This is a genomic window from Porphyromonas sp. C0026D3, assembly GCF_056590775.1.
On the sequence record NZ_JBWPWU010000007.1, the window covers coordinates 140709 to 164355 of the forward strand.

The following is a 23647-nucleotide window of genomic DNA, read 5'->3' on the forward strand; positions in this document are numbered from 1 at the left end:
TTTGGGGTCAGTGAAAGTCCTTGTAGAGCAAAGCGCTGTCTCGGGGTATGGCGGTCTGCATCCACTGTGTGGGGACAAATTGCCACCGGCTGACTGTGTGCGGGGTGTAGGGATCGTTTTTGCTCAAATACTCGCTGAGGTAGTATCGGATATCATACTCAGATACTGCCACTCGCCTGGAGTCGATAGAGTCTGTGGGGATGCCGGCGCCTTGTGTCAGTAGTCCGCCGCCACCGTTCCCTCGATAGGAGTTGAGTACCACCAGGTAGGTTTGGTCGTCTGAGAAGGCGGATCCATCTGCCATCGAGGAGATGACCACCCGTTGGCCTCTGGGTTTGGAGAGGTCGACGGAGTAGATGATCCCCGCAGCTGTGTCAAAGTTGAAGCTGGGTCCCGCCAGAGGCAGATAGAGGCCGCCACGCTTCTTTTCGTTGATTTTCAGCATCGGGTCGTCGGGTCCGGACATGGTGTGGTAGAGGCGGTCGTAGCTCTCCTCGAGGTGACCGCGTAGCTCTTTGCCGGACAGTCGCATGAGGTAGGCGCGATTTTCGTACTTGTATAGGCGAAAGAGGTCACCCACGACTAGGTCGCCCTTGGGGATACATGTGTTTTCGGCGAGAGGTGCGGTGATAGAGACTTGGGCCTGAGGGAAGAGTCCGAGTTGTACTTCGTGTATGAGGTCGACGAAAGGTGTGGGGCGGAAAAAGGCACCACGGCTCTCCATGGTCTCCGTGATGTGCCCCACTCGCTTTGAGACATAGTCCAGGACGCGGTTTCGATGCGGGGTGAAGTTTTGGACAAAAAGTGACTGTGGTGCGATGGTGTCCATGGAGACGATGCGTGGACGGATGGCTTTTTCACCGTTTTTGCCAAAAACAACGGTGGCGTGTGCCACGGCATCAGCGTTTGGTCCGGGGTTGAGTAGATAGGTGGTGTGGTTGTCATCGTGCACGATGGAGTCCACGTAGGTGCGGTGGTCGTGTCCACATAGGACGAGGTCCAGCTCGGGTATCTCTCGGGCCAGTGCGTAGCCTACATTCTCGGGGTCATAGGGTAGGGCTGGGTCTTTGGGTCCTGCTCCGCTGTGGATGAGTGCTATGATCAGGTCGGGGTGAGCCTCTAGGATCTCTGGCAGATAGCGCTTGGCTGTCTTCACCTGATCGTCAAAGCGGATGCCACTCCAGAGGACTTCCGGCAACTGATGGACGAGCTCCGGTGTGATGAGACCGAGTATGGCCACCTTTTTGTCGCCCTTGGTGACCAGTGTGTAGGGCTTGAAGTAGGATACCATGCTCAGGGTGTCGTCGGGGTTTTTGGTCCGGATGGCGTTGGCGGCAAGGAAGGGAAAGTTGGCCTCCCGTACGAGTCGGTCGTAGACCGAGTGCCCGGTCTCTATATCGTGGTTGCCGACAGTGAAGGCGTCGTACTGCATGTAGTCGAGGATCTGCATGGCGACATGCGGAGCCAAGGTGTCTATGTAGTTGTAGAAATAGGCCGCCGGCTGACCTTGCAGGAGGTCACCAGCATCCACCAGTACCACGGGTTCGCCTTGGAGTCTGTAGTGTGCCACGTAGCTCTGTACGCGTGCCAGACTGCCGGTGGAGGGGCAGTCGTTGAGCAGGTCTTGGGAGAAGTAATTGCCATGCACGTCGGTTGTCTGGATGATCTCCAGTACAGTGGTGCTTGTTTTTTCTTGGCAACCTATGAGGAGTAGGAGGAGAGCCGCTGAGGCTATGAGGTGTCGTTTCATCGGATGCAGTGCAGTTCGGAGGTGATGCGATCGGCGCCTAGGACACGATCCAGGACAAAGACGACATAGCGGATGTCGCAGATGATGCTACGCTGGTAGTCGGGTAGGTAGTTGATATCGCCACCGACCCCCTCCCAGTTGCGGTCAAAGTTGAGCCCCACCAAGTACCCCTCGCCATTGATCACCGGGCTGCCGGAGTTGCCACCGGTAGTGTGGGTCGTGGCACAAAAGTTGACCGGCATCTTGCCATCCTCGCGGGCCAATCGGCCAAAGTCCCGGGACCGAAATAGGTCTACGATATTGGGTTGTAGCCCAAACTCATAGTCACCCGGTACGACCTTCTCGAGTACGCCATCAGTGGTGGTCATCGGGCCGTAGTAGACATTGTCTCGTGGCGAATACCCCTTTACGGTTCCAAATGTGTACCTCAGGGTGAGGTTGGCATCCGGCCATAGGTTTTCGTCCCCCTTCATACGCATGATGCCCTGGACGTATAGGTGCCTTGCTGCGGCGAGAGTGCGGTACAGAGGGCGCATGGCCTCCTGGGCATCGCTGTTGGCGTTGTGCACGGCCTCTGCCAGCATGACGGCCGGGTCTTGTAGGTACTGCTCGTAGGTGTAGGATTGTAGAGCGGACTTGAGGTGTTGGGGATCTCGGTAGATCGTGGTGGAGTAGACGAGGTCTGCATATCGGTCGGTGTCGTCTATTAGATCAAAGATCCCTGTGCGCTTGTCTTTCTCCTTGAAGGCTTTGAGGAGTGCCTTGGTTACCTTTTTGTCCACTTCGGCGCTGTAGTCGTTGTCAAAGTGGTGTCGGTACTTATTCTCTATCCAGCTATTGAGCAGTGTCTCGTCAGCCTGTAGTTTGGCCAGCTCTTCTTGGTCTTTTATCCGTGGCAGTCGTATGAGTTCGCTACCTTGTATGAGCCCTTCGTTGAGCAGCTTGTAGGTGTATCGGTAGGGTCGTATCTCCTGTATGGTGGCCTCTATCTTGTCCATTGCTGCGATGTAGACCGGTAGCTTGTTTTTCAGGGCCCACTGTCGGAGCTGCTGCATTTCGGCCTGTTTTCGTCCGGCAAAGTCGAGCTTGTCGATGGCCCAGTTGGACCCTATCGCCCGTTTGTGTCCGTTGGCTGAGTAGGCATACTTGGCGGCGTAGCGGATGTTGGTCTGCTCGTCACGCATCATCTCCTCGAGCATCACCTTTTGGCGGATATCCCTCATCTCTATCCGCACATCGTTGTCCACGTCGTGAAATAGGCGTACCTCCGGAGCGGTAAAGAAGTGGTTGGTCGTACCCGGGTGCCCCATGATCATGACGAAGTCATCTGGTTTTACGCCACGGAGGTCTATCTTGAGGTAGTTTTTGGGCTTGAGTGGTACGTTCTCGGGAGCATACTCTGCGGGAGAGCCATCGGGTGCGGTGTAGATCCTGAAGATCGAAAAATCCCCGGTGTGTCGTGGCCAGGTCCAGTTGTCCGTGTCGGCTCCAAACTTACCTATGCCGGATGGTGGTGCGGCCACCAGTCGGACATCACGATACTCGCGTCGCACGTAGAGGTAGTACTTGTTGCCTTCAAAAAAAGGCTTCAGATCCAGTCGGAGTCCCGCTGTCGCCTCACCTCTGTGCTCGCTATACCAGCGATCGGCGATGCGCCGGAGGTACTGCTGAGAGAGGATCACCATGAGGTCCTCCTCACCGTCTTTGGCTGTGTAGTCCTGTACGTAGTCCGTGAGGTCAATGATCTCTTCGGTAAAGGTGACTTTCAGTCCGGGGTTGGGCAGCTCATCTGCCAATCCCGGGGCATAAAACCCATCCCGTAGGTAGTTGTGCTCGATCGTGCTGTGCATCTGTATTTGGTCATAGCCACAGTGGTGGTTGGTGAGCACGAGTCCGTTGGGCGAGACCACTTCTCCGGTGCATCCGCTCCCAAAGAGTACCACGGCATCCATCAGCATAGGGTCACCGGTGGTGTTGTATAGCTGTTCGGCTCGGAGCTTTAGCCCCATCTTTTGCATCTTGTCATAGTTTTGTTTTCGGACAAGTGGGAGCAGCCACATTCCCTCGTCGGCACGTGCCATGGGGACGAGTAGGATCGAGACGATCAGTAGCGTCAGGGCTCTATGGGCTTTGGTCAGTAGGTTGTTATTCATGGTTGGTGTTCCAGGTCGTGTAGGGGTGCTGGGCGAGGTTGTTATTCAGGTACTTGGGGTCATTGGAGATCTCCCTGCCTATCCACTCCGGTAGGTTGACGGGGGTGTCGAGTGAGGGAAGCTCCACCTCAGCGAGGATGAGCCCCTCATTTTCTTCTTCAAAAAAGTCGACCTCCCACAGCATGCCATCCAGGTGGATGTTGTGCCGTTGCTTGCGGATGATGTGGTAGGGGCTGAGTGCGAGTAGCTCCAGTGCATCCTCCACAGGGATACTGTACTCGTACTCATCGCGTACAGCCGGTTGGTCCGACGACGCATGCTTGATGGTGATAAAGGCCTGGTCCTGATCCACCACCCTCACTCGTATGCTCAGTCCTTTGCTATTGAGCAGATAGCCTTGGCGGAAGTGATGGATACTGTCGGAGTCCGGCAGAGGTACTCCCTCTTTTAGTAAAAATCGTCTCTCTATCTCTATACCCATGTCTCTTTTTATCTCACTTATCTCACGGTTACTTGTGTCGCTCCGAATCCATACTCCTGAAACGAAGCATCCCTCACCTCACAGCGTGGGTACTCACGTCCAAGCAGTGCCAGTACCTGCTGACGCAGCACCCCATTTCCCTTGCCGTGGATGAAGACAATCTGCATCCCCTTGTCCTTTGGCTTGCTGTAGTGTCGCATCGTCTTGCGCACCTCCTCCAGCTGGTAGTCCAGTAGCTCCCGGTGTGTCATCCCGGCGGTGGTGTCGAGGAGTTGGTCGATATGGAGATCCACCACCAGGGGGCTTGCCTTTTGGAGTCGAGCACCCTCACGGCGACGCTTATCCGGCCGGGGCTCCGGTGCCATTTTTTCCATCATGGCTTCGGCAAGTTTTGTGGGGTCCACCTTTCGGGCCGCGACGAGGCGATCGTCCTGCACTATGGGGTAGACAAGAGCGGCATCGTCAAAAAAGTCGTTGGGTACAAAGGCGTTTTTCTTGAAAAACTTCATCCCCTCCACCTTTACCTCAGCCACCACGGGCTCTTTGCGTGCAAAGGGGCAATCCGCCATGAAGGGGATCACCACCAGGGAGGTGTGGGCACGGTCGTCCAGCTCACGGGGTGTAAAGGTCTCCAGCAACTCGATGCTGTCGAACCCCACCACTCCCATATACCTCACCTGCCGTCGGTCATCACGCCCCGTGGCATAGTACACGTAGAGGTCGTAGGAGGAGTCGTTGACCAAGTAGGCCTCATACAGCCCTTCACCCAGAGGCTTCCCCTCCTCCGGCAAGTAGCAGAGGTAGGCATTGATCCTGGTTCGATCCTTGGGTCGCACACGATCGGAGCGTGGCTTGGAGAGGATGGGCGATGGCTGACGCTCGGTGCGCTCGGGGGCACTCTTGCCGGTGGTACTCTGCACCTTGGGCACTATCGTACTCCCCTCGGTCACGACCACTACCTCGTGTGCAAAAAAGGGTAGCTCAAAGCCCGACTCATCCCGAACCAGCACTTTGCCATCACTGGATACTTCGGTCACCACTCCACCACCCACACTGTTCAGAAAGCGAACCAAGTCGCCTTTGCGTACATCACTCATATACTATACTGTCTTCTACATGTTGGGCGTGTTGCGCCAAGCACCACTCTTCCGCATTCACCGAAGTCCTGCTCCGAATCCGGTCCGGAGCAGATCGCTTGGGCGCAACAGTCTCGTAATAGTGATACAAATATACCAAACAATTATCGACCAATCGTTTCCCCACTTGCCCCCCTACGAGACTGTCGAGAGGAGCCTCTGCCGGTGCGACTCCTCCGAGGGGTGTCGGAGGGGCTTTGGGGGTATGGACAAACCGAGGAACGTTTTTCCCTCTATCCGTCTGAGTGATGGCTTCTATCCGTGAAAAGTTTCGCTTCTATCCGTGAAAACTTTTGCTTCTATCCGTGAAACTCGAGGTGCTGTGTAAGTATTTGATTGTCAGTGCCCCTACCGGAAAGTCGCCTTTTTCCCCGAAAATCACCCTCCTTTTCCCTCCTCCGCCCCTCAAAAAAAAGGGGGCGGTGGTCGTCTCTCCCGAGGGGTGTCGTTTGGGGGGCAGAGTGTGCGATACATTGGCCCGAATGGGGCGTCCGGACAAGGGTGTTTTTTCCTAAGGTCGGAGAAAATTGGTACCTTGCGACCGGATCTGTGGGGTCGTCCTTGGCTCGACCAAAGCCGACTCCCCGGATTTGGATGTTGCACTAAGAAAAAAAAAGATGTACACGACCTATCCCCTTCATCTTCTTCCTGTGAAAAAAATGGCCCTTCAGGGCGACACGACCTGTCTCATGGAGCGGGACAGTGGTACCGGAGAGTGGCGCCACATCCTCTGGGATGAGGTCGGCACTCAGGTGCAGTGTACAGCAGAGGCCTTGGTGGCTTTTGGCATAGGTGTGCAGGAGCCGGTGGGTGTTTTTTCGGAAAACATGAAGGAGTTTTTGTACACCGACCTGGCTTGCCAGAGTGTGCGTGCCTTTGGCGTGCCTCTCTACTCGACACTCTCGACCGGCCAAGTGGAGTATATCGTGCGGGACTCTGGGATGCGCCTCCTCTTTGTGGGCAGTCAGCGACAGTACGACAGTGCATACCCTGTGACGAGGACGCTGGACCTGACTCTGGTGTCGTACGATCCGTCTGTGGTTTTTGCGACGGATGATGACCGCAGTATGTACTTTGGGGCGTTTTTGCAAAAGGGAGCCTTGGTCTCTCATCAGGAGGAGGTGGAGCGTCGTCGTGCCGAACACGAGGATGAGGATATAGCGTTTGTCCTCTATACCAGTGGTACCAGTGGACAAAGCAAGGGGGTGATCCTGACCCACCGCAATGTGGTGACCTCTGTGGCGCACCATGTCAATATGCGGGGAATGAAAGCGGGCAATATCAGCATGAACTTTTTGCCGATGACCCATATCTTTGAGAAGCTCTGGTGCTTGGTCTGCTTGGAGGCGGGGGCGATCATTGCGATCAATACCGATCCACACAAGATCACCACGACCCTGCCGGAGGTGCGTCCGCACTACATGTGCAATGTGCCACGTTTTTGGGAAAAGGTGTACCTCGGTGTGCGGGACAAGATGGAGCATATGCCCCCCTCGCTCAACCGTATTAGCCGAGACTGCCTGAAAGTCTGCCACAAGTACCAGATGGAGTATATCGCCAAGGGCAAAAAACCACCCCTGTGGCTCAAGGTCAAGTACGGTATCTACGAAAAGACGCTCCTCCGACTGGTCAAGAAGACTGTCGGGATCGACCGTGGGGTGATCTTTCCGGTGTCGGGCGCGGCACTGAGTAGAGAGGTGCACGGATTTTTGCTCTCGTTTGGGATCCCGATCGCCTACGGCTATGGTGCGACAGAGACTGCGGCCACGGTGTCGTACTGCATGCCTGATGAGACGAAGTTTGGGAGCGTCGGTCGACCACTGGAGCACCTGGAGGTGCGTATCGACCAAGCGGCCGGCGGAGAGCTGCAACTGCGAGGTGCCTCAATCACTCGGGGATACTACAACAAGCCCGAGGAGGATGCCAAAGCCTTTACGCCGGATGGGTTCTTTAGGACCGGTGACCTTGTGACGCAGGACGAGGATGGCTATCTGTACTTCAAGGAGCGATCCAAGGATCTCTACAAGACGGCCAATGGCAAGTATATAGCCCCACAGATGCTGGAGGGGCTGATGACGAGCGACCCCACGATCGAGCAGGCACTGGTGGTGGCGGACAAGCGCAACTTTGTGAGTGCACTGATCTACCCCAACTGGAGCAACCTCATCCGACAGATGCGTGAGGAGTGCGGGGATCAAGCGTTGTCCGATGACCCGGTGATCCTACGCGAGGAACCGTCGGTGGTGGCCTTTTTGCAAAAGAGGCTCGACCTCATCCTGAAGGATGTGGCAGAGTACGAGCGAGTGAAGAAGTTTTATATCCTGCCGGAGCCATTTTCTATCGAGAACGGTCTGCTGACCAATAGTATGAAAGCCAAGCGGTCGGCCATCCTGAGTAGGTACGAGGCGGAGATCGATGCGATCTATGGCTACTCTCTACACTGAAAGGTGACAAAAGCAGGTGAATGCGATAAGATATGATGCGAAATAAGACTTGGAGCTACCTCACTTTTTGCCTACTCCTCCCTTTGGTGGCGATGGTGCTGGGTGGCTGTATGCCCTCACACCGTGTGGAGTACCTGAAGTCCAAGCAGATCTATCTGCTCCTCGATGACCACAGAGATGATATCGGGCACTACATTGTGTACGAGCTGGAGCACATGCCCAAGCGTGACCAACTCCGAATAGAGCTGGAGGCACTGCGGAAGCAATCGGGTGCGGTGTCGGTCAAAAGCCTGGGCGACTTTGACGACCGGTACGAGTCGGGCTACGTCTATTTGTTGCTGGTCCGGAAGGTGACAAGCCAAGGCAAGAAGTCGGTGACCTATACCTATGTCAAAACTGAGCTAAAGCAATAGTCTGTGAACGAAGCCGAATCCTATACCGCAGAGAACGGACTGCCTATCCGGTCCTCCTTGGCCCAAAAGGCGTCGCGCCTCTTTGTGGGCGATACGACGACGTGGGTCATCCTGCTGGGGCTAATGATCGGCAGCACGGTGGTGGTCTTTTCGGCCATCAGCCAGGAGGCCTTTGCCGCAGAGATGTACGGCAAGGCGTTTTATGGCGAGTTTTTGAAGCACCTGATCCTGATCATTGCCTCTTTCGTGCTGGTGAGCATGATGGCGCGTGTGCCGACTCGCTATTACCGCTGGCTGTCGTACCCTATGCTGGGACTGGCTATCCTGATGCTGATCTGGACCCTTGTGGGGGGGACGGAGCTGAACGAAGGTAAACGGTGGGTGCAGATTGGAGGCTTTTCGCTACAACCATCGGAGTATGCCAAGGTCGCTATCGTGAACTATGTGGCGGCACGGCTGAGGGAGGGCAACGGTGCCTATGCCTCGCTCAGGACCTTCTTGAAGATATGGTTGCCGGTGGGCGTAGTGGTGGGGTTGATTATCTTTGAGAACATCTCCACGGCGGCTTTTATCATAGCTATTGTCTACATGATGTGCTTCATCGGCGGTGCCAACTCCAAGTGGATGGCCTATCTCGTCGGTATCGCACTGGTACTGCTTTTGGCCTTTGTGGGGGCGAGGACGCTCATGCCGTCCAAGACGGAGATAGGACGATCGGCCACGGGTCAAAATCGTATCGCACGATTTATAGACAAGGCTTTTAGCCCCATCGACGAAAATACCTACGACGATATCATGGGGATGGACTACCAGGTCGTCTCGGCACAAAAAGCCATCGCCAACAGTGGAGTGACGGGAGTCGGTGCCGGTCAGAGCGAGCTGCGTCAGTTTTTGCCGGCGGCCTTTTCGGACTACATCTATAATGTGGTGGTGGAGGAGTATGGCTTGCCGGGCTCGCTGTTTTTGATCTTCATGTACATCATGTTTTTTTGGCGGTGCGGTCAGTTGGCGCGACAGACCAGGAGTATGTACAAGACGGTGCTACTGATGGGGGTGGGGCTGCTGATCACGAGCCAAGCGGTGATGAATATGATGGTGGCCGCCAACATGCTGCCGGTGACGGGGCAGACTCTGCCCTTCATCAGCAAAGGGGGAAGTAGCTACCTGTTCATGTCCATGCTCTTTGGGATGGCGCTGAGCGTGAGCCGAGAGATCAAGGAGGCAACCCTCCGACGGGATGCGGAGGCAAGTGGTATAGAGGGGATGCCAGAGGTTGAGCTGGAGCATATCCCCGAGATGGATGACCCCGAGTCATCCTACGACGAACTATAAGGAAACGATATGAAACGTGTCATCATCAGCGGAGGCGGTACAGGCGGACACATCTTTCCCGCCTTGTCGATAGCCGGAGAGATCCAGCGACGCTATCCGGAGTGTGAAATCCTCTTTGTGGGGGCCGAGGGACGCATGGAGGCCGAGCGTGTGCCGGCCGCCGGCTACCCCATACGACTATTGCCCGTGCAGGGATTGCAGAGAGGGGGAGGAGTGTTGAGCAAGATTCGCACCCTCAGGCATCTCCTCCGGAGTGTGGAGATTGCCAGGGATTACTTGGCGGACTTTAGGCCCGAGGTCGTAGTGGGTGTGGGAGGCTATGCCAGTGCTCCGACCCTGATCGCCGCCTCACGATCCGGCATCCCGATATTGGTGCAGGAGCAAAACTCCTATGCCGGCAAGACCAATCGTCTCGTGGGACGTCGTGCCGCAACCGTATGCGTCGCCTATCCCGATATGGAGCGGTATTTCAAAAAGGCCAAAAAGATCGTCCTCACCGGCAATCCGGTGCGTGCCGCACTCACCACCACTGTACGCCACGACCCCGATGCCTATACTGCACTGGGGCTGGATCCCGACAAGAAGACGATCCTGATCCTCGGAGGCAGCCTGGGAGCTCGCTCCATCAACGAGAGTGTCATTCGTGGCTTGAACCAACTGGCCGAGGATACCGGAGTACAGATCATCTGGCAGTGTGGGCAAGCCTACTACGAGGAAGCTCGGCAAATCTCGCTCCCGGACAATATCCGGCTCTATGACTTTGTGAGCCGAATGGATCTCGCCTACTCTACAGCGGATCTCGTGGTCTCTCGTGCCGGCGCAGGATCCATATCCGAGCTGACTCTCCTCGGGATGCCCACCATACTGGTACCGTCGCCCAATGTGGCGGAGGACCATCAGACCAAAAACGCACAAGCACTTGCCTCACGAGGTGCTGCGCTGATCATCAAGGACAGTGACGCTCGTGAGCAACTGATACCCACAGCTCTCGCACTCGTCCGGGACGACGAACGACTGACTGTGATGGCCCAAAAGGCACACGAGATGGCGTTGCCCGACTCCGCCGCACGCATTGTGGACGAACTAGAGCTACTGGTACCATGAGTGACAGCAAGGCTATCTTTTTTGTCGGGATAGGGGGCATCGGGATGAGTGCCCTCGCTCGCTACTTTCTCTACTATGGCTACACGGTAGGGGGATATGACCGTACTCGTACCTCCAATACCATTGATCTTGAGGAAAAAGGGGCTCATATCCTCTACAGCGATGATCCGGAGTTGTTGCCCTCGGCCTTTCGGGCTCCGGCCGACTTTCGGGTCGTCTACACCCCGGCGATACACGAGGACAACCGGATCCGTAGCTACTTCTCGGCAGAGGGCTACACACAGGTCAAGCGGGCAGAGATTTTGGGAGAGATTACGCGCCGACACCGGGCACTCTGTGTGGCCGGTACGCACGGCAAGACCACCACATCCACGCTATTGGCGCACCTGCTCAGCACTTCGCACATCGGGGCCAATGCCTTTTTGGGTGGTATCTCGCTCAACTACCGCTCCAATCTCCTCTTGGATGAGGCCTGCCCCTATGTAGTGGTGGAGGCGGATGAGTACGATCGGTCGTTTCACCGGCTGCACCCCGACCACGCCATCATCACGGCCACAGAGCCCGATCACCTCGATATCTACGGTACGGCTGAGGCTTATCACGACGCATTTGATCACTTTGTCGACCTTTTGCCCTCCGGTGGCACGCTTTTTGTCCACGAGGATGCGGTCATTCGCTCCCATCCGCACGGGGTCCTGCGCTACAGCTATGGACAAAAGGAGACAAGCGACTACCGGTATAGCCACCTCACCTATGAGGGGGGCGAGCTGTACTTCGACTGGCACTATCCAGGTGGTGTCCTGCAGCGGCTACAGATTGGCACCCCCATCGAGGTAAATGTCCTCAACGCCACCGCCGCACTGGCGCTGGCCCAAGAGTTGGGGGTCACAGAGGCGGAGTTGCGTGCCGGCTTGGCTACCTTCAGGGGTGCGCGTCGGCGCTTTGAGCGGACCATCCTCCCCGATGGGCGAGTGGTGGTGGACGACTATGCCCACCACCCGGATGAGATACGGGCATCGCTCGACTCCATCCACCGTCTCTACCCAGGCCACCATATTACGGTCGTCTTTCAGCCCCACTTGTACAGCCGTACCAGGGATTTTCTGGAGGAGTTTGGTGCGTCACTTTCTGTGGCGGATGATCTGCTCTTGTTGCCGATCTATCCGGCACGCGAGGAGCCGATACCGGGGGTCACCTCTGAGGCGATCCTCCCCTATCTACACGCCACTCACAAGTCGGTCGTTGCCAAGGCCGACCTCATCGAGGAGTTGGAGAAGCACCACCCATTTGACATCCTGGTGATGATGGGGGCCGGTGACATTGAGTTTGAAATCCCCAAGGTGATTGCCCACTTCAGTGAATAAGCAGCGGATCATACGGATCAGCCTCATGATCTCGGCGACGCTCCTCCTGACCCTTCTCCTCGGGAGCTATCTCCTATCCCGTGGACAGGCACGCTTTGCCGTCTATCCCTACAAGACGCACATCAGCATCCTGGGAGGGACGGAGGAGAGCTCCTTTTTGCGCCAGTCCGAGATCATTGACCTATTGCCCTTTTCGACCAAGGACAGTACCAGTATGCCCATCCGCACGGAGTGGCTGGAGCAGACCCTCCTGCACGAGATTCCCTACGTCCGGAGTGCCTGTGCCTATGTGTCGCCCTCCACACGCACCCTCAATATCACCATCCTTGAGCGAACCCCCATTATCCGCTACTACCGAGGTGGTGAGACCTACTTCATGGACGATGAGGGGGTCACCATCCGTGGCCGAATAGGCTCTGCGGCGTATGTCCCCATCGCCATGGGTAATCTAAACGACTCCATCCTCCACTCCACCCTCTACCCACTGGCTACCCACCTGCACGCGAGCAAGGACTACCGACACTTCTTTTCCCTCATCGACATTGTCTCCGAGCGCAAGGTCCACCTCTATCCACGTGTAGGGGACTACATCTTTGAGCTACACGGACTCGACACCATCGATGAGGACCTGGACAAGATCCCGATCTTTTACAAAAAGATACTCCCCAAGACCGGGACCAACCACTACAAGCTCATCAAGCTATCCTACAAGGACCAGATCGTATGTCAGAGACGAAAAGAGTAGGAGCGAGCCGGCAGGGCAAGAAGCAACACGCCTACCTCGTCTCCTCCAGTGTCAATCTGCTCTTGGCTCCGGTCAAGTTGTTGGCCGGTATCTATGGCAAAAGCTCAGCCCTGATCGCCGACTCCCTCAACTCCATCGGTGACATCCTCACCAATGCTGTAGTCTACCTTTTCCTAAAGATTTCGTCAAAGCCCAGAGACGACAACCACTCCTATGGGCATGGAAAATTTGAGACTCTGGCCACACTGCTCATCGGGCTCACCATGCTCGGTGCCGCACTCATGATCATCATGCAGTCCGCTGAGACTGTCGTGGACTTCGTCCGGTCCGGAGCACTTCCTGCAGAGCCAAAGCCGATCGCACTCGCCGTCGCACTGGTCACGCTGATCACCAAGGCGATAGCCTACCGCTACACACTGCTCAGGAGCCGTGAGACCGGCTCCGAGGCACTTGCCGCACAAGCCGAGGACCACCGCATGGATATCTACACCGCACTGGCAGTGACCATCGGCATCCTTTGTGCCAAGTCCCTAGGCGGAAAAGCCCTCCTTGCCGAGCCACTGGCGACCATCGTGGTGGCCGGATTTGTCACCTATGCGGCCATTGGGATCATCCGAGCGACGATCTACCCACTCACCGATGCCAGCATCCCCGATGAGACGGTACGTGAGATCCGTGACCTAGTCCTCCAAGTCCCCGGCATCTACGACCCGCACAACTTCCGCACCCGCATGATCGGGAGCGACACCATCGCTATCGAGATGGACATACGCACCCATGGCTCCTCAAGCCTCTACCAGGCGCACGACCTCACCATGCAGGCCGAGCGATTGATCCGAGACCGCTATGGAGAGGACACACACATCACCATACATGTGGAGCCTCTCCGAGAGTAGCCAAGATGCTGACCCACCCCCTCCCCATACGATTGGTGCCCGAACGGCTGGAAGCCGGTGTGGATGAGGTAGGCAGAGGATGCCTCGCCGGGCCGGTCTGCGCTGCCGCTGTCATCCTACCGGAGGACTTTGATCTACCCGGGCTCAACGACTCCAAGCAGCTCACCTCGGCAAGGCGCAAGATTTTTGCCCAAGCCATCATGGCCCAAGCCCTCACCTACAGCATCGGCGAAGCCACTGTCGAGGAGATCGATCGATACAACATCCTATCCGCTACTTTCCTAGCCATGGAGCGTGCCATCCGAGGACTCACTCCACAGCCGGAGCACCTGCTCATCGATGGCAACCGCTTCAGGCCACACACCACCTCGATTCCCTACGAGACCCTCATCCGGGGTGACGGTCGTGTCGCCAGTATTGCAGCCGCCTCCGTCCTCGCCAAGGTGCACCGCGATCACCTGATGGAGGTAGCCGCAGAGACCTACCCCGAGTACGGCTGGGCGCACAATGCCGGCTACGGCACCGCTGAGCATCTAGCCGCTATCCGCACCCATGGGATCACACCCCTGCACCGTCGCTCTTTCGGACCCTGCCGGCCCTCCCTTTTTGACACCCTAGACCGATAATCACAGGTCAATCATATAGCCAACCACCTACCACTTGCCAAGTCTCACCCTACTTGCCACCAGCCTCCTTTTGCTTGCCGGGTGTGGCACTGAGACGAAAAAAAACGACCTGCGGCGTGAGAACCTACAACTCCGCCGGAGTACCCGAGAGGACAAATAGATACGTCTATACCTACAGTAGCGAAGGAAACCGGGTCGAGCGAATAACCCTCGAGGGTGGCGTCGCTACACAGGTATGTGAGCGGGAGTACGAGTATCGGTTCTCAAGATTTTAGTCTCTCTGCTCGGAACAGCAGTTTCTACGGAGTGAAACTCCAGTTTCACTCCGTAGAAACTCTAGTTTCATCCTCAGGGGAGACTTTTGGACATCAAGGGGTGCGGAAAAGAAAAAGGCCACACCGAGTGATCAAAAACGCTCGGTGGGCCTTGCTGTTTTTGGGATGTACCCCTTTCTAGTGAGTTTGGCCGGCTGCTGTCGTGGTTTGGGTGAGGGAGTAGGGGCGATCCCTGTCAGCAGTGCCCCGATCTGTGTTGGGTCTATCGGACATGGTGAAGTGCAGGGTGGCACCCTCGGTGAGTTGGCCGTGGGTTACGTAGTTGGCGGTATACTCCTTTCCGTCCAGCGTCAGTGACTGCACATACCTGTGGGTGGGTGCGTTTTCGTCAGCAATGATGGTGAAAGTCTTGCCACTCTCCATGGTCACTGTGGCTTTTCGGAAAAGAGGAGATCCGAGGATGTACTGGTCCGATCCCGGACAAACGGGGTAAAAACCAAGTGCCGAAAAGACGTACCAGGCTGAGGTCTGGCCATTGTCCTCATCGCCACAGTAGCCGTCCGGTGTGGGGGTGTAGAGACGCGCCATGACGTCACGGGTGCGGTATTGGGCCTTCCAGGGCTGGCCGGAGTAATTGTAGAGATAGATCATGTGCTGTGCGGGCTGGTTGCCGTGTGCGTAGTTGCCCATATTCATGATCTGCATCTCCCGTATCTCGTGGATCACGTAGCCGTAGTAGGAGTCGTCGAAGTGTGGCGGTACGCTGAACACGGAGTCGAGCATCTCGTTGAAGGAGTCTTTGCCCCCCATCAAGTCGATCAGCCCCTGTGGGTCATGAAAGACAGACCAAGAGTAGTGCCAGCTATTGCCCTCGGTGAAAGCATCGCCCCACTTGAGGGGATTGAAGGGGGTCTGGAAGGTGCCATTCTCGTTTCGGCCTCTCATGAGCCTATGCTGTGGGTCGTAGAGGTGTCGGTAGTTGAGTGCGTTTTTGGCAAAAGGCAGGAGCTCCTTGTTGGGTTTGCCAAGGGCTTGTCCGAGGCGGTAGATACACCAGTCGTCGTAGGCATACTCGAGCGTGCGTGCTGCATTTTCGTTGATACCGACATCGTAGGGAACGTAGCCGAGCCTATCGTAGTACTCATGCCCATACCGGCCGGTGGCATGCACCTGGGGGTGGACACTGTGTGCACCGTGCTTGATTGCCTCCCACAGGGTCTCGATGTCTTGCCCCCGAATCCCCTTGATCCAAGCATCCGCCACGATGGAGGCGGAGTTGTTGCCGATCATGATGTCACGGTGTCCCGGGCTGGACCACTCGGGCAAAAATCCACTCTCGAGGTAGACATTGACAAGAGCCTGCTGATACTCCCTGCTGATGGAGGGGTAGACAAGGTTGAGCAGGGGGAAAAGGCTGCGAAAGGTGTCCCAAAAGCCCGTATCGGTGTACATGTATCCGGGAAGGACCTTGCCGTTGTAGGGGCTGTAGTGCATCACTTGCCCGTGGGTATCGATCTCGTAGAAGGCGCGCGGAAAGAGGACCGAGCGGTAGAGGCAGGAGTAGAAGGTGCGGAGGTTGTCGATGCTAGGATCCTCCACTTGGATGCGCCCGAGTATATCGTTCCAGCGGGTACGCCCATCAGCGGCGACCTCCTCCAAGGTGCGGTCGCCCAGCTCACGGAGGTTTTGCTCGGCCTGCTCTATGCTGATGAATGATGAGGCTACCCGTACATGTACTCGGTCGCCACGGTGAGTCCCGACAAAGCCGACAACCCCCATGGCGTGGTCGGCTGTCACCTCGTCGCGGCCGACCTGCAACAAGCTATCGGCCACTGTGGCGTGGTAGGTAAAGGGGCGATCGAAGTGGAGGACAAAGTAGTTGCGAAAGTTGTCGGGCACTCCTCCGCTATTTTTTGTGGTGTAGCCTACGATCTTTTGCTCCTCGGGGATGATCCGAACGTGTGAGCCTTTGTCAAAGGCATCCAGTACAATGTAGCCACCCTCCGACTCGGGAAATGTGAAGCGAAAAATAGCGGCTCGCTCCGTGGGTGCCAGCTCCGCCAAGACATCGTGGTCCGCCAAGTAGACACTGTAGTAGTAAGGTCGTGCCACCTCTGCCTTGTGCGAAAACCAACTGGCGCGCGCCTCCTCATCGTAGATGGGTGCGCCGGTCACGGGCATGAGGGCAAACTGTCCATAGTCGTTCATCCAGGGACTGGGTTGGTGGGTCTGCTTGAGTCCACGGATCTTGTCGGCGGTGTAGGAGTAGGTCCAGCCGTCACCCATTTTGCCGGTCTGTGGGGTCCAAAAGTTCATCCCCCAGGGCATGGCTATCGCCGGATAGGTATTGCCGGTGGAGAGGCTGTGCTTGGACATGGTCCCCATCAGGGTGGTGACGTAGTCAACCGGGTCGGCCTTGGGGTTGGCGAGCGTGTGTGTTGTGCTCAGGGTCAGGAGGAGTAGGGCTGAGGCTAGGAGTCGTCTTGTTGGTTGCATAGGGTTGGTACTCGTTTTTTGTACTGTGCAAAGCTATTTCATTTCCCCGATATTACCAAGCAAGACAGGGTGCGACTGTCGTGGAAAGCAAATAAAAAGGGACTGTACCGTGTTTTGTGCGGTACAGTCCCTGTCTGTCTGGCTATAGAGGATTAGTAGTCCTTATTTTGGGTGAGCTTGGGGTTTTTGTCTCGTGCAGATTGGGGAATCGGTAGGAAGCGATTGTGCAGATCAAAGTTGCGCGTCTCAATCTTTACGGTCCCGGTGATGGTCGCTCTCATGGTGGGGTCAGCGACATTCTTGTCGACGGTGCCGTCGACTCTCAGAAGGTCTCCCTTGAGGACTTTCATCGCCACGGGATTGCCGGAGGCATCCTTCCAGCGGACGATATCGAATCTGCGGATCCCCTCTCCGGCCAGCTCTACAGCACGCTCTCTGCGGATGAGCTCACGCAGGGTCTCCTTGGTGTTGTACTTGGCGCGGTTGACCTCGGGCATCTCGACACGAGTCCGGATCTGATCGAGCAGGCTGTAGACATTGTCGCTTGGTCCGCTCAGTTCGTTTTCGGCTTCGGCGAGAGACAAAAGGACTTCGGCGTACCTAAAGACGATGGGTTGGACGGCTGTCTGCCAGATATTGCTGTACTGCGACTTTGGGAAGAGGTACTTGCCCCAGGTGAGTGCAGTCTTGGAGGCATTGTTTGCTTGCTCGGGGTAGTTGGGGTTGGGAGTATCTCCAAAATCCTTGGTCAGAGTGTCGTATACGCCATCTTCCCAGTCAGCTCCCGGGTAGAGTACGGTCATCGCCATACGTGGGTCACGGTTGGCAAATGGGTGCTTGGGGTCGTAGCCACTGCCGGCTTCTTCTTTTGCCAGACCGTTGCTCATCTCGTAGGTGTCGACGAGGTTTTGGGTGGGGACAGCTGAGGACCAGCCATTTTCACCATTGTTGTACATACTGCCGATGGTCCAGTCGCTGTAGAGTTGCTCGTCTGCCTGGATGGCGAGTATGATCTCCTTGGATCCTTGTCCGGCGATGGTGAATAGGTTGCTATAGCTTGGGCCTAACTCATAGAGTCCGAGCCCCATGATGGCCTTGGCAGACTCTGTCACCCGAGAGTAGTCCTCGTAGTACAGTGCTGCTCTCATGAGCATAGAGAGTGCCGCTCCCTTGGCGATGCGTCCGGTCTCTGCCGGCTCTTTGGGAAGGTCAGCGATCGCCTCTGTGAGGTCCTTGTACACTTGGGCCTTTACCTCCTCCGAAGAGTTGCGTGCTACTTTGGCCTCTTCGGCATTTTTGTAGGAGCTGATGATGGGGACATCTCCATAGACCCAGTTGAGCTGAAAGTAGGCAAAACCACGGATCGCCTTGACCTCGGCAATCCACGCTTTTTTCTCAGCTTCGTTTGCAAACTTGACCGCCTCGATCTTTTCGAGGAAGCGGTTGCACTGTCCAATCTTTGTGAGTGACCCACTGTAGATGTGCTCTACATTGTTGGTGGGGGTCATCTCGCCGTTGGCGATGTTTTTGTAGCCTTCGTGTACGTGGAAGTTGTAGCCAAAGTCGCTCATCGACTCGGCGTACAAGAGGTGATGCCCGGTGTACCAGCCATCGTATACTCCTACCAAAAACTTGTAGGCATCCTCTTGGGTTTTCCAGGTGGTTCCCGGTGACAGTGCGTCCTTGGGTGCTGTGTCCAAAAAGCCCGTGCAGCTCACAAGTGATGGTGCGAGTGCCAATAGGGTGAGGGCGAATAGTATCTTTATGTTTTTCATCTTATGGGTCCTTTTTTTTAGAAAGTGAGATTGATACCGATCGAGTGAGTGGAGGTGATCGGGAATTGAGCTCCTCTCTGGTCGGTGTTTTCGGGATCTATGGAGACCATCATCTTGTGTAGGGTGAGGAGGTTCTCCGCAGAGTAGTAGATCCGCATACTCTCTATGCCGACTTTGCTCAGCAGGTCTTGTGGAAGGGTGTAGCCGAGTTGTAGGTTTTTGAGCCTGAGGTAGGAGGCATCTTGTACCCAAAAGTCGGAAACGTTTTTGGACATGCTTGGGTCATCGATCATCCCTAGGCGTGGAATGTTGGTCTTTTTGTTTTCCGGAGTCCAAGCCTTGAGCCACATGGTGGAGGGGTGTCCCATATCACCGGAGATGTAGCCGGCTACCTCGTTGTTGATGAGGCGTGATACGCCTGCGGCACCGCTCCACATGGTGGATAGGTCGATGTTTTTCCAGCCGGCTCCGAGGGTGATACCGTACGTCCATATCGGCTCTTGGGAGCCTAGCAACACACGGTCGTCGGCATTGACTTTGCCATCTTTATTGGTGTCGCTGAAGATGAGGTCACCTCCTCTGAAGTTTTTGCCCAGAGCGGTACCGTACTTTTTCATCCACGCCTGTGCCTTTTCATCGGATTGGTGGATCCCTTCGGTCTTGTAGCCGAGGAAGCTGTTGTACGCTTGTCCCACTTGGTTGCGGATGGCTCCATCGGTCATCTGTGGCACACCACCGAGGTTCTCGATCACGTTTTTGTTGTAGGCGAGGTTGACACTGGCATTGAAGCTCCAGTCGCCCCAGTGGTCTTGGTAACTTGCGATCATCTCCACACCGGAGTTGCGCATGGAGCCTACGTTGTCGTTGTAGCCACCGAGCTGAAACTCATCCGGTGCCGGCACTTTCATGATGATGTCCGTCGTGAGGCGGTTGTAGTAGTCCAGGGTGAGGTTGATCTTGCTGAGGAGAGTGAGGTCCAGACCGATACCCCAGTTGGTCGACTTTTCCCACGTGATGGTTGGTAGGTGATAATCCTTGAGGAGATAGCCACTCTTTATGGATCCTCCAAGTGGGTATTTGCCCTCAATGCTGTAGGTGTTGAGCCAAGGATAGTAGTCCTTGAGAGCGTCTTGGTTGCCAAGCATACCCCACGATGCGCGGAACTTGAGGTTGCTGAGCCAGTCTCTAGTGGACTCCATGAACTCCTCTTCGCTCATACGCCAAGCGACAGAGAATGATGGGAAGTAGCCCCACTGGTAGCCTTTGGCAAATCGGGAAGAGGCATCGGCACGGACGTTGGCTTCAAGAAGGTAGCGACCGGCGTAGTCGTAGTTGAGGCGTGCAAACCATGAGAGCATGTTGAGCTTGCGTGTGTTTCCCCAGTTCTTTTGGGTAGCTGAGGCACCGGCGTTCATGTCGGTAAGGTCGTTGTTGGGGAAGTTTTTGCGCTCTCCTCTCAGGTAGTTGTAGTCGTATGCCTCAGCGTGCCAGCCTAGGAGACCTTTGAGGTTGTGGTCGCCGAAAGACTTGTCGGCATTGAGGAGTAGGTCGAGGTTGCTGCGCTCCCAGGCGTAGTACCTGCGGTCGAGCTTGTTTGGGTCGGAGTGTCTCTGAGCGTTGTACTTGATGTACTTCTCAAAGTTTTTGTAGTCCTGGATGTTGGAGACGTAGGAGAGGTTGGCGGTTGCGGTGAGCCAGTCGGTGATGTGGTAGTCGCCACCTACGATTCCGGTGAAAATGTGGTTGAGTCGGTCGACGGTCTGGTTGGCATCCAGCCAAGCGATAGGGCTACCGTCCGATCCTACGCCCCAGGTGCCATCGGGGTAGCGTGCCACGATCCAAGGAGCTATGACGTTGAGCTGTCGGAGGATCTGGTTGGAAGAGCCACCGTAGTAGGAGGTGGTGGGGTCGTAGTAAAAATTACGGGTGTAGGCAAGGCTGAGTCGCATGTCCAAGCGATCATTGATCTTGGCGTCCAGGTTGATTCGCCCGTTGAATTGCTCCCGTCCGGAGTTGGGTAGGATACCCTTCTGTCCGAGGTATCCGATGGATCCTAGGTACTTGACCTCCTTGCTACCACCGCTGAGGCTGATGTTGTGTGCTTGTTGGATGCCGGTCCGGTAGGCCACTTTGTTCCAGTCGGTGTTGGGGTGCGTGAGGGGGGAGGATCCATCCTGAAATTTCTTGAGGTCCTCGTCCGAAAAGCGGAGAGGCTCTCCCTTGGCTTTGCTGTACCGGTTGGATGCCACTGCATAGTCGTAGGAGGACATGCGCTGTACCAGCTCAGTGGGTCGTTGGATACCCCCGTAGCCGTTGTAGCTGATGCGTGTCTTCCCGGCCTGTCCTCGCTTGGTGGTGACGAGGATGACACCATTGGAGGCTTTGGATCCGTAGATGGCGGCCGATGCGGCATCCTTTAGGACTGTGATGCTCTCAATGTCGTTGGGGTCAAGTGAGTTGAGCGAACCGGACTCTACGCCATCGATCAAGATGTAGGGAGAGGCGGTGTTGAGCGTCCCCACACCACGGACACGGATCGATCCTCCGTCCTGTCCCGGTCGACCGGAGGCATTGGTGACGGTGACACCGGGCATGAGACCCTGGATGGCACTTGAGAGGTTTTGTACGGGGCGGCTCCGGAGCTGTTTTTTATCCACACTTGCCACGGAGCCTGTGAGGTTCTCTTTTTTCTGGATACCATAGCCGACCACCACTACCTCTTGTAGGAGTTCAGAGTCGTCGTGTAGCGTGATTGTGAGGTTGGTTTGTCCGTTGATCGGGACTTCGAGGGTCTTCATTCCGACAAAGGAGACCCGGATTGTCCCATTGGCCGGGACACCACTGAGGCGAAATGCCCCATCTATGCCTGTGACTGTCCCTTTGGTATTGTCTTCGACTAGTACTACGGTGGCCCCAATCACTGTTTCACCGGCTGCGTCGTGTACGACACCGTGTACGTTGATCTTGTTGGATTGGGTGATGGTCTGTGTGGAGTACGATGCTATATTGTTGGCATATAGCGAATTACCCCCCCTATGTGGGTCATAGGGAGCGCGAAAGCGCAGACCAGAAGAGGAAGTGCACTTCTAAATTTGCTTTTCTTCATAAGTCTTTGGTTTCTTGAATTGATGGAATGTGTTTAGTTTCGCGTGGTTTTTTCTAAGTATTCTGTTGGACAGGCCACTGTTCCGATGCGGGTTCTGCCTCACGAGACAAACATACCTAAAAAAAAATAAAAACCACGGGTACTGCTCCCTCCTTTCTGAAAACTTGCACTCGGGACTCTCCTTGCCGGCCACGCCTTTTGCTGGGTGGCGGGGAGGGGTTATGCAGGGAGTAGGCGACGGCGTGTGGTGAGGTAGTAGAGGAGGATGGCGGCTCCCTTGAGTAGGCAGGTCCAGCAGATGATCCACCAGAGGGTGTCTATGGTAGGATGGATGGGGAGGAGGATCATGGCCAGTGGTATGCGTAGTGCGTTGCCTGTGATGCTGATGAGAGCGGGGGGTAGTGAGCGTCGCATACCGTAAAAGAAGCCTTGGAAGGTGAGCTCAATCATCATGAAGAGCTGTGCCGGGGAGTTGATGCGGAGGTAGTCGGCACCGGCTAGGATGGCTCGGGTCTCCGGGATGATGAGGGCAAAGAGTCGGTCGCCGAGGAAGTAGTTGAGGAGCAACCCGATGAGCCCTACTGCTGTGGCGAGTTTGAGGGTGAAGGCGAGGCCTTGTCTGATGCGTGTGCGGTGTCCGGCTCCATAGTTTTGGGAGACAAAGGCACTGAGTGCTGTGGAGAGTCCTTGTCCGGTGTTCCAGGATATGCCCTCTAGCTGTCCGCCTACGCTGATGGTCGTCACGCCGATGTGTCCTCCGGCTTGGGAGGCAAATCGCCCCAGGCTCATGTTGATAGCTGCCATGAGAGCGTTCATGAGGGCGACGGGTGTGCCGATCTTTAGGACGGATAGGGTGGGGGTGAGCCGCAGGTGGCGGATGATCCGAAATCCCCCGAAGAGCCGATCGCTGTAGAGTCGCCAGAGGAGGAGTGCCAGTACCACTGCCTGTGAGAGTATGGTGGCGATGGCGGCTCCCTCTATTTTGAGGTCGAGGAGGAATATGAAGAGTGGGTCAAGAAGGAGGTTGGTAGCCACACCGATGGCTGTAGCTCGGAAGGGGACTTCGGATCGTCCGATGGCGTTGTAGACACCTATGAGTGCAACGGTAAGGAATGTGATGGGCAGACCCAGAGCGACGATCCGAAAGTAGCTGACACCGTAGCTGTGAATTTCCGGGATGAGGCGATAAAAACCAATGAAGGGGTGAGCGAATAGGATGTAGAGGGCCATGACGAGGAGGCCGAGGAGGAGTCCCATGGTGGTGACGTGTCCGGCGTACTCTTGCGCACTTTTTTCGTCTTGAGCTCCGACGGCATAGGCTACGGTCACCTCTCCGCCCACTTTGTTGAGGAGAGAGAGTGAGGTGGCGAGCCAGAAAAAGACGGATGCCGCTCCCGATGCGGCTACGTACTCACTGCCCAAGCGTCCAAGCCAGGCCATGTCGACAAAGTTGTAGAGCATCTGCAGGAATCCACTGCCTAGGATAGGTAGTGCCAGGTGGATGATCTGCTTGCCGATGTGTCCGGTGGTGAGATCGCAGGTGTCTCTCAT

General features: G+C 56.0%; 17 protein-coding genes. 9 read left to right on the plus strand and 8 right to left on the minus strand.

The window, feature by feature from the left end:
- Nucleotides 1-7: 7 nt before the first annotated feature.
- From AC1EK1_RS07090 to AC1EK1_RS07105, 4 genes are read right to left on the minus strand one after another with little or no spacing between them, the layout of a single operon-like run.
- A complete protein-coding gene (locus AC1EK1_RS07090; RefSeq protein WP_480306410.1) occupies nt 8-1750 on the minus strand; it encodes a bifunctional metallophosphatase/5'-nucleotidase in 1743 nt (580 codons plus the stop codon).
- The gene (locus AC1EK1_RS07095) at nt 1747-3903 is read right to left on the minus strand and encodes a S46 family peptidase (protein WP_480306411.1); all 2157 of its coding nucleotides are present in this window, start codon (nt 3901-3903) and stop codon (nt 1747-1749) included. Before AC1EK1_RS07095 ends, AC1EK1_RS07090 begins: the two co-directional genes overlap by 4 nt.
- Nucleotides 3896-4384, minus strand: coding sequence for a CYTH domain-containing protein (locus AC1EK1_RS07100; protein ID WP_480306413.1), 489 nt, complete (start codon nt 4382-4384; stop codon nt 3896-3898). Before AC1EK1_RS07100 ends, AC1EK1_RS07095 begins: the two co-directional genes overlap by 8 nt.
- A gap of 17 nt (nt 4385-4401) precedes the next feature.
- A complete protein-coding gene (locus AC1EK1_RS07105; RefSeq protein ID WP_480306414.1) occupies nt 4402-5481 on the minus strand; it encodes a Smr/MutS family protein in 1080 nt (359 codons plus the stop codon).
- A gap of 656 nt (nt 5482-6137) precedes the next feature.
- Between AC1EK1_RS07105 and AC1EK1_RS07110 the strand changes: the two genes are divergently transcribed.
- The 9 genes from AC1EK1_RS07110 to AC1EK1_RS07150 all read left to right on the plus strand — a co-directional run bounded on the left by AC1EK1_RS07110 (nt 6138) and on the right by AC1EK1_RS07150 (nt 14719).
- Nucleotides 6138-7964: an AMP-dependent synthetase/ligase gene (locus AC1EK1_RS07110; protein ID WP_480306415.1), complete on the plus strand. Its 1827-nt coding sequence runs from the start codon at nt 6138-6140 to the stop codon at nt 7962-7964.
- Between the two features lie 32 nt (nt 7965-7996).
- Nucleotides 7997-8377 carry a hypothetical protein gene (locus tag AC1EK1_RS07115; protein ID WP_480306416.1) on the plus strand — a complete coding sequence of 127 codons (381 nt, stop codon included), beginning with the start codon at nt 7997-7999 and terminating at the stop codon, nt 8375-8377.
- A 3-nt stretch (nt 8378-8380) separates the two neighbouring features.
- Nucleotides 8381-9709, plus strand: coding sequence for an FtsW/RodA/SpoVE family cell cycle protein (locus AC1EK1_RS07120; protein WP_480306417.1), 1329 nt, complete (start codon nt 8381-8383; stop codon nt 9707-9709).
- Nucleotides 9710-9718: 9 nt separating this feature from the next.
- Nucleotides 9719-10813 carry an undecaprenyldiphospho-muramoylpentapeptide beta-N-acetylglucosaminyltransferase gene (murG, locus tag AC1EK1_RS07125; protein ID WP_480306418.1) on the plus strand — a complete coding sequence of 365 codons (1095 nt, stop codon included), beginning with the start codon at nt 9719-9721 and terminating at the stop codon, nt 10811-10813.
- Nucleotides 10810-12177, plus strand: coding sequence for a UDP-N-acetylmuramate--L-alanine ligase (murC, locus tag AC1EK1_RS07130; RefSeq protein ID WP_480306419.1), 1368 nt, complete (start codon nt 10810-10812; stop codon nt 12175-12177). The genes murG and murC overlap by 4 nt, the downstream gene beginning before the upstream one ends.
- The gene (locus tag AC1EK1_RS07135; RefSeq protein ID WP_480306420.1) at nt 12170-12922 is read left to right on the plus strand and encodes a cell division protein FtsQ/DivIB; all 753 of its coding nucleotides are present in this window, start codon (nt 12170-12172) and stop codon (nt 12920-12922) included. Before murC ends, AC1EK1_RS07135 begins: the two co-directional genes overlap by 8 nt.
- Nucleotides 12901-13818: a cation diffusion facilitator family transporter gene (locus tag AC1EK1_RS07140; protein WP_480306421.1), complete on the plus strand. Its 918-nt coding sequence runs from the start codon at nt 12901-12903 to the stop codon at nt 13816-13818. Before AC1EK1_RS07135 ends, AC1EK1_RS07140 begins: the two co-directional genes overlap by 22 nt.
- 5 nt (nt 13819-13823) lie before the next feature.
- Nucleotides 13824-14444, plus strand: a complete 621-nt coding sequence (locus AC1EK1_RS07145) for a ribonuclease HII (RefSeq protein ID WP_480306422.1) — start codon at nt 13824-13826, stop codon at nt 14442-14444.
- Nucleotides 14445-14560: 116 nt separating this feature from the next.
- A complete protein-coding gene (locus tag AC1EK1_RS07150) occupies nt 14561-14719 on the plus strand; it encodes a hypothetical protein (protein ID WP_480306423.1) in 159 nt (52 codons plus the stop codon).
- Between the two features lie 177 nt (nt 14720-14896).
- On the opposite strand, the gene AC1EK1_RS07155 is transcribed toward AC1EK1_RS07150, so the two are convergent.
- The 4 genes from AC1EK1_RS07155 to AC1EK1_RS07170 all read right to left on the minus strand — a co-directional run bounded on the left by AC1EK1_RS07155 (nt 14897) and on the right by AC1EK1_RS07170 (nt 23647).
- A complete protein-coding gene (locus AC1EK1_RS07155; RefSeq protein ID WP_480306424.1) occupies nt 14897-17215 on the minus strand; it encodes a GH92 family glycosyl hydrolase in 2319 nt (772 codons plus the stop codon).
- 152 nt (nt 17216-17367) lie between these two features.
- Nucleotides 17368-18990, minus strand: a complete 1623-nt coding sequence (locus tag AC1EK1_RS07160; protein WP_480306425.1) for a RagB/SusD family nutrient uptake outer membrane protein — start codon at nt 18988-18990, stop codon at nt 17368-17370.
- Between the two features lie 17 nt (nt 18991-19007).
- On the minus strand, nt 19008-22055 hold the full coding sequence (locus tag AC1EK1_RS07165) for a SusC/RagA family TonB-linked outer membrane protein (RefSeq protein WP_480306441.1): 3048 nt from the start codon (nt 22053-22055) through the stop codon (nt 19008-19010).
- Nucleotides 22056-22315: 260 nt separating this feature from the next.
- Nucleotides 22316-23647 (minus strand): MATE family efflux transporter, encoded by a 1332-nt coding sequence (locus tag AC1EK1_RS07170; protein ID WP_480306426.1) that lies wholly within the window; start codon nt 23645-23647, stop codon nt 22316-22318.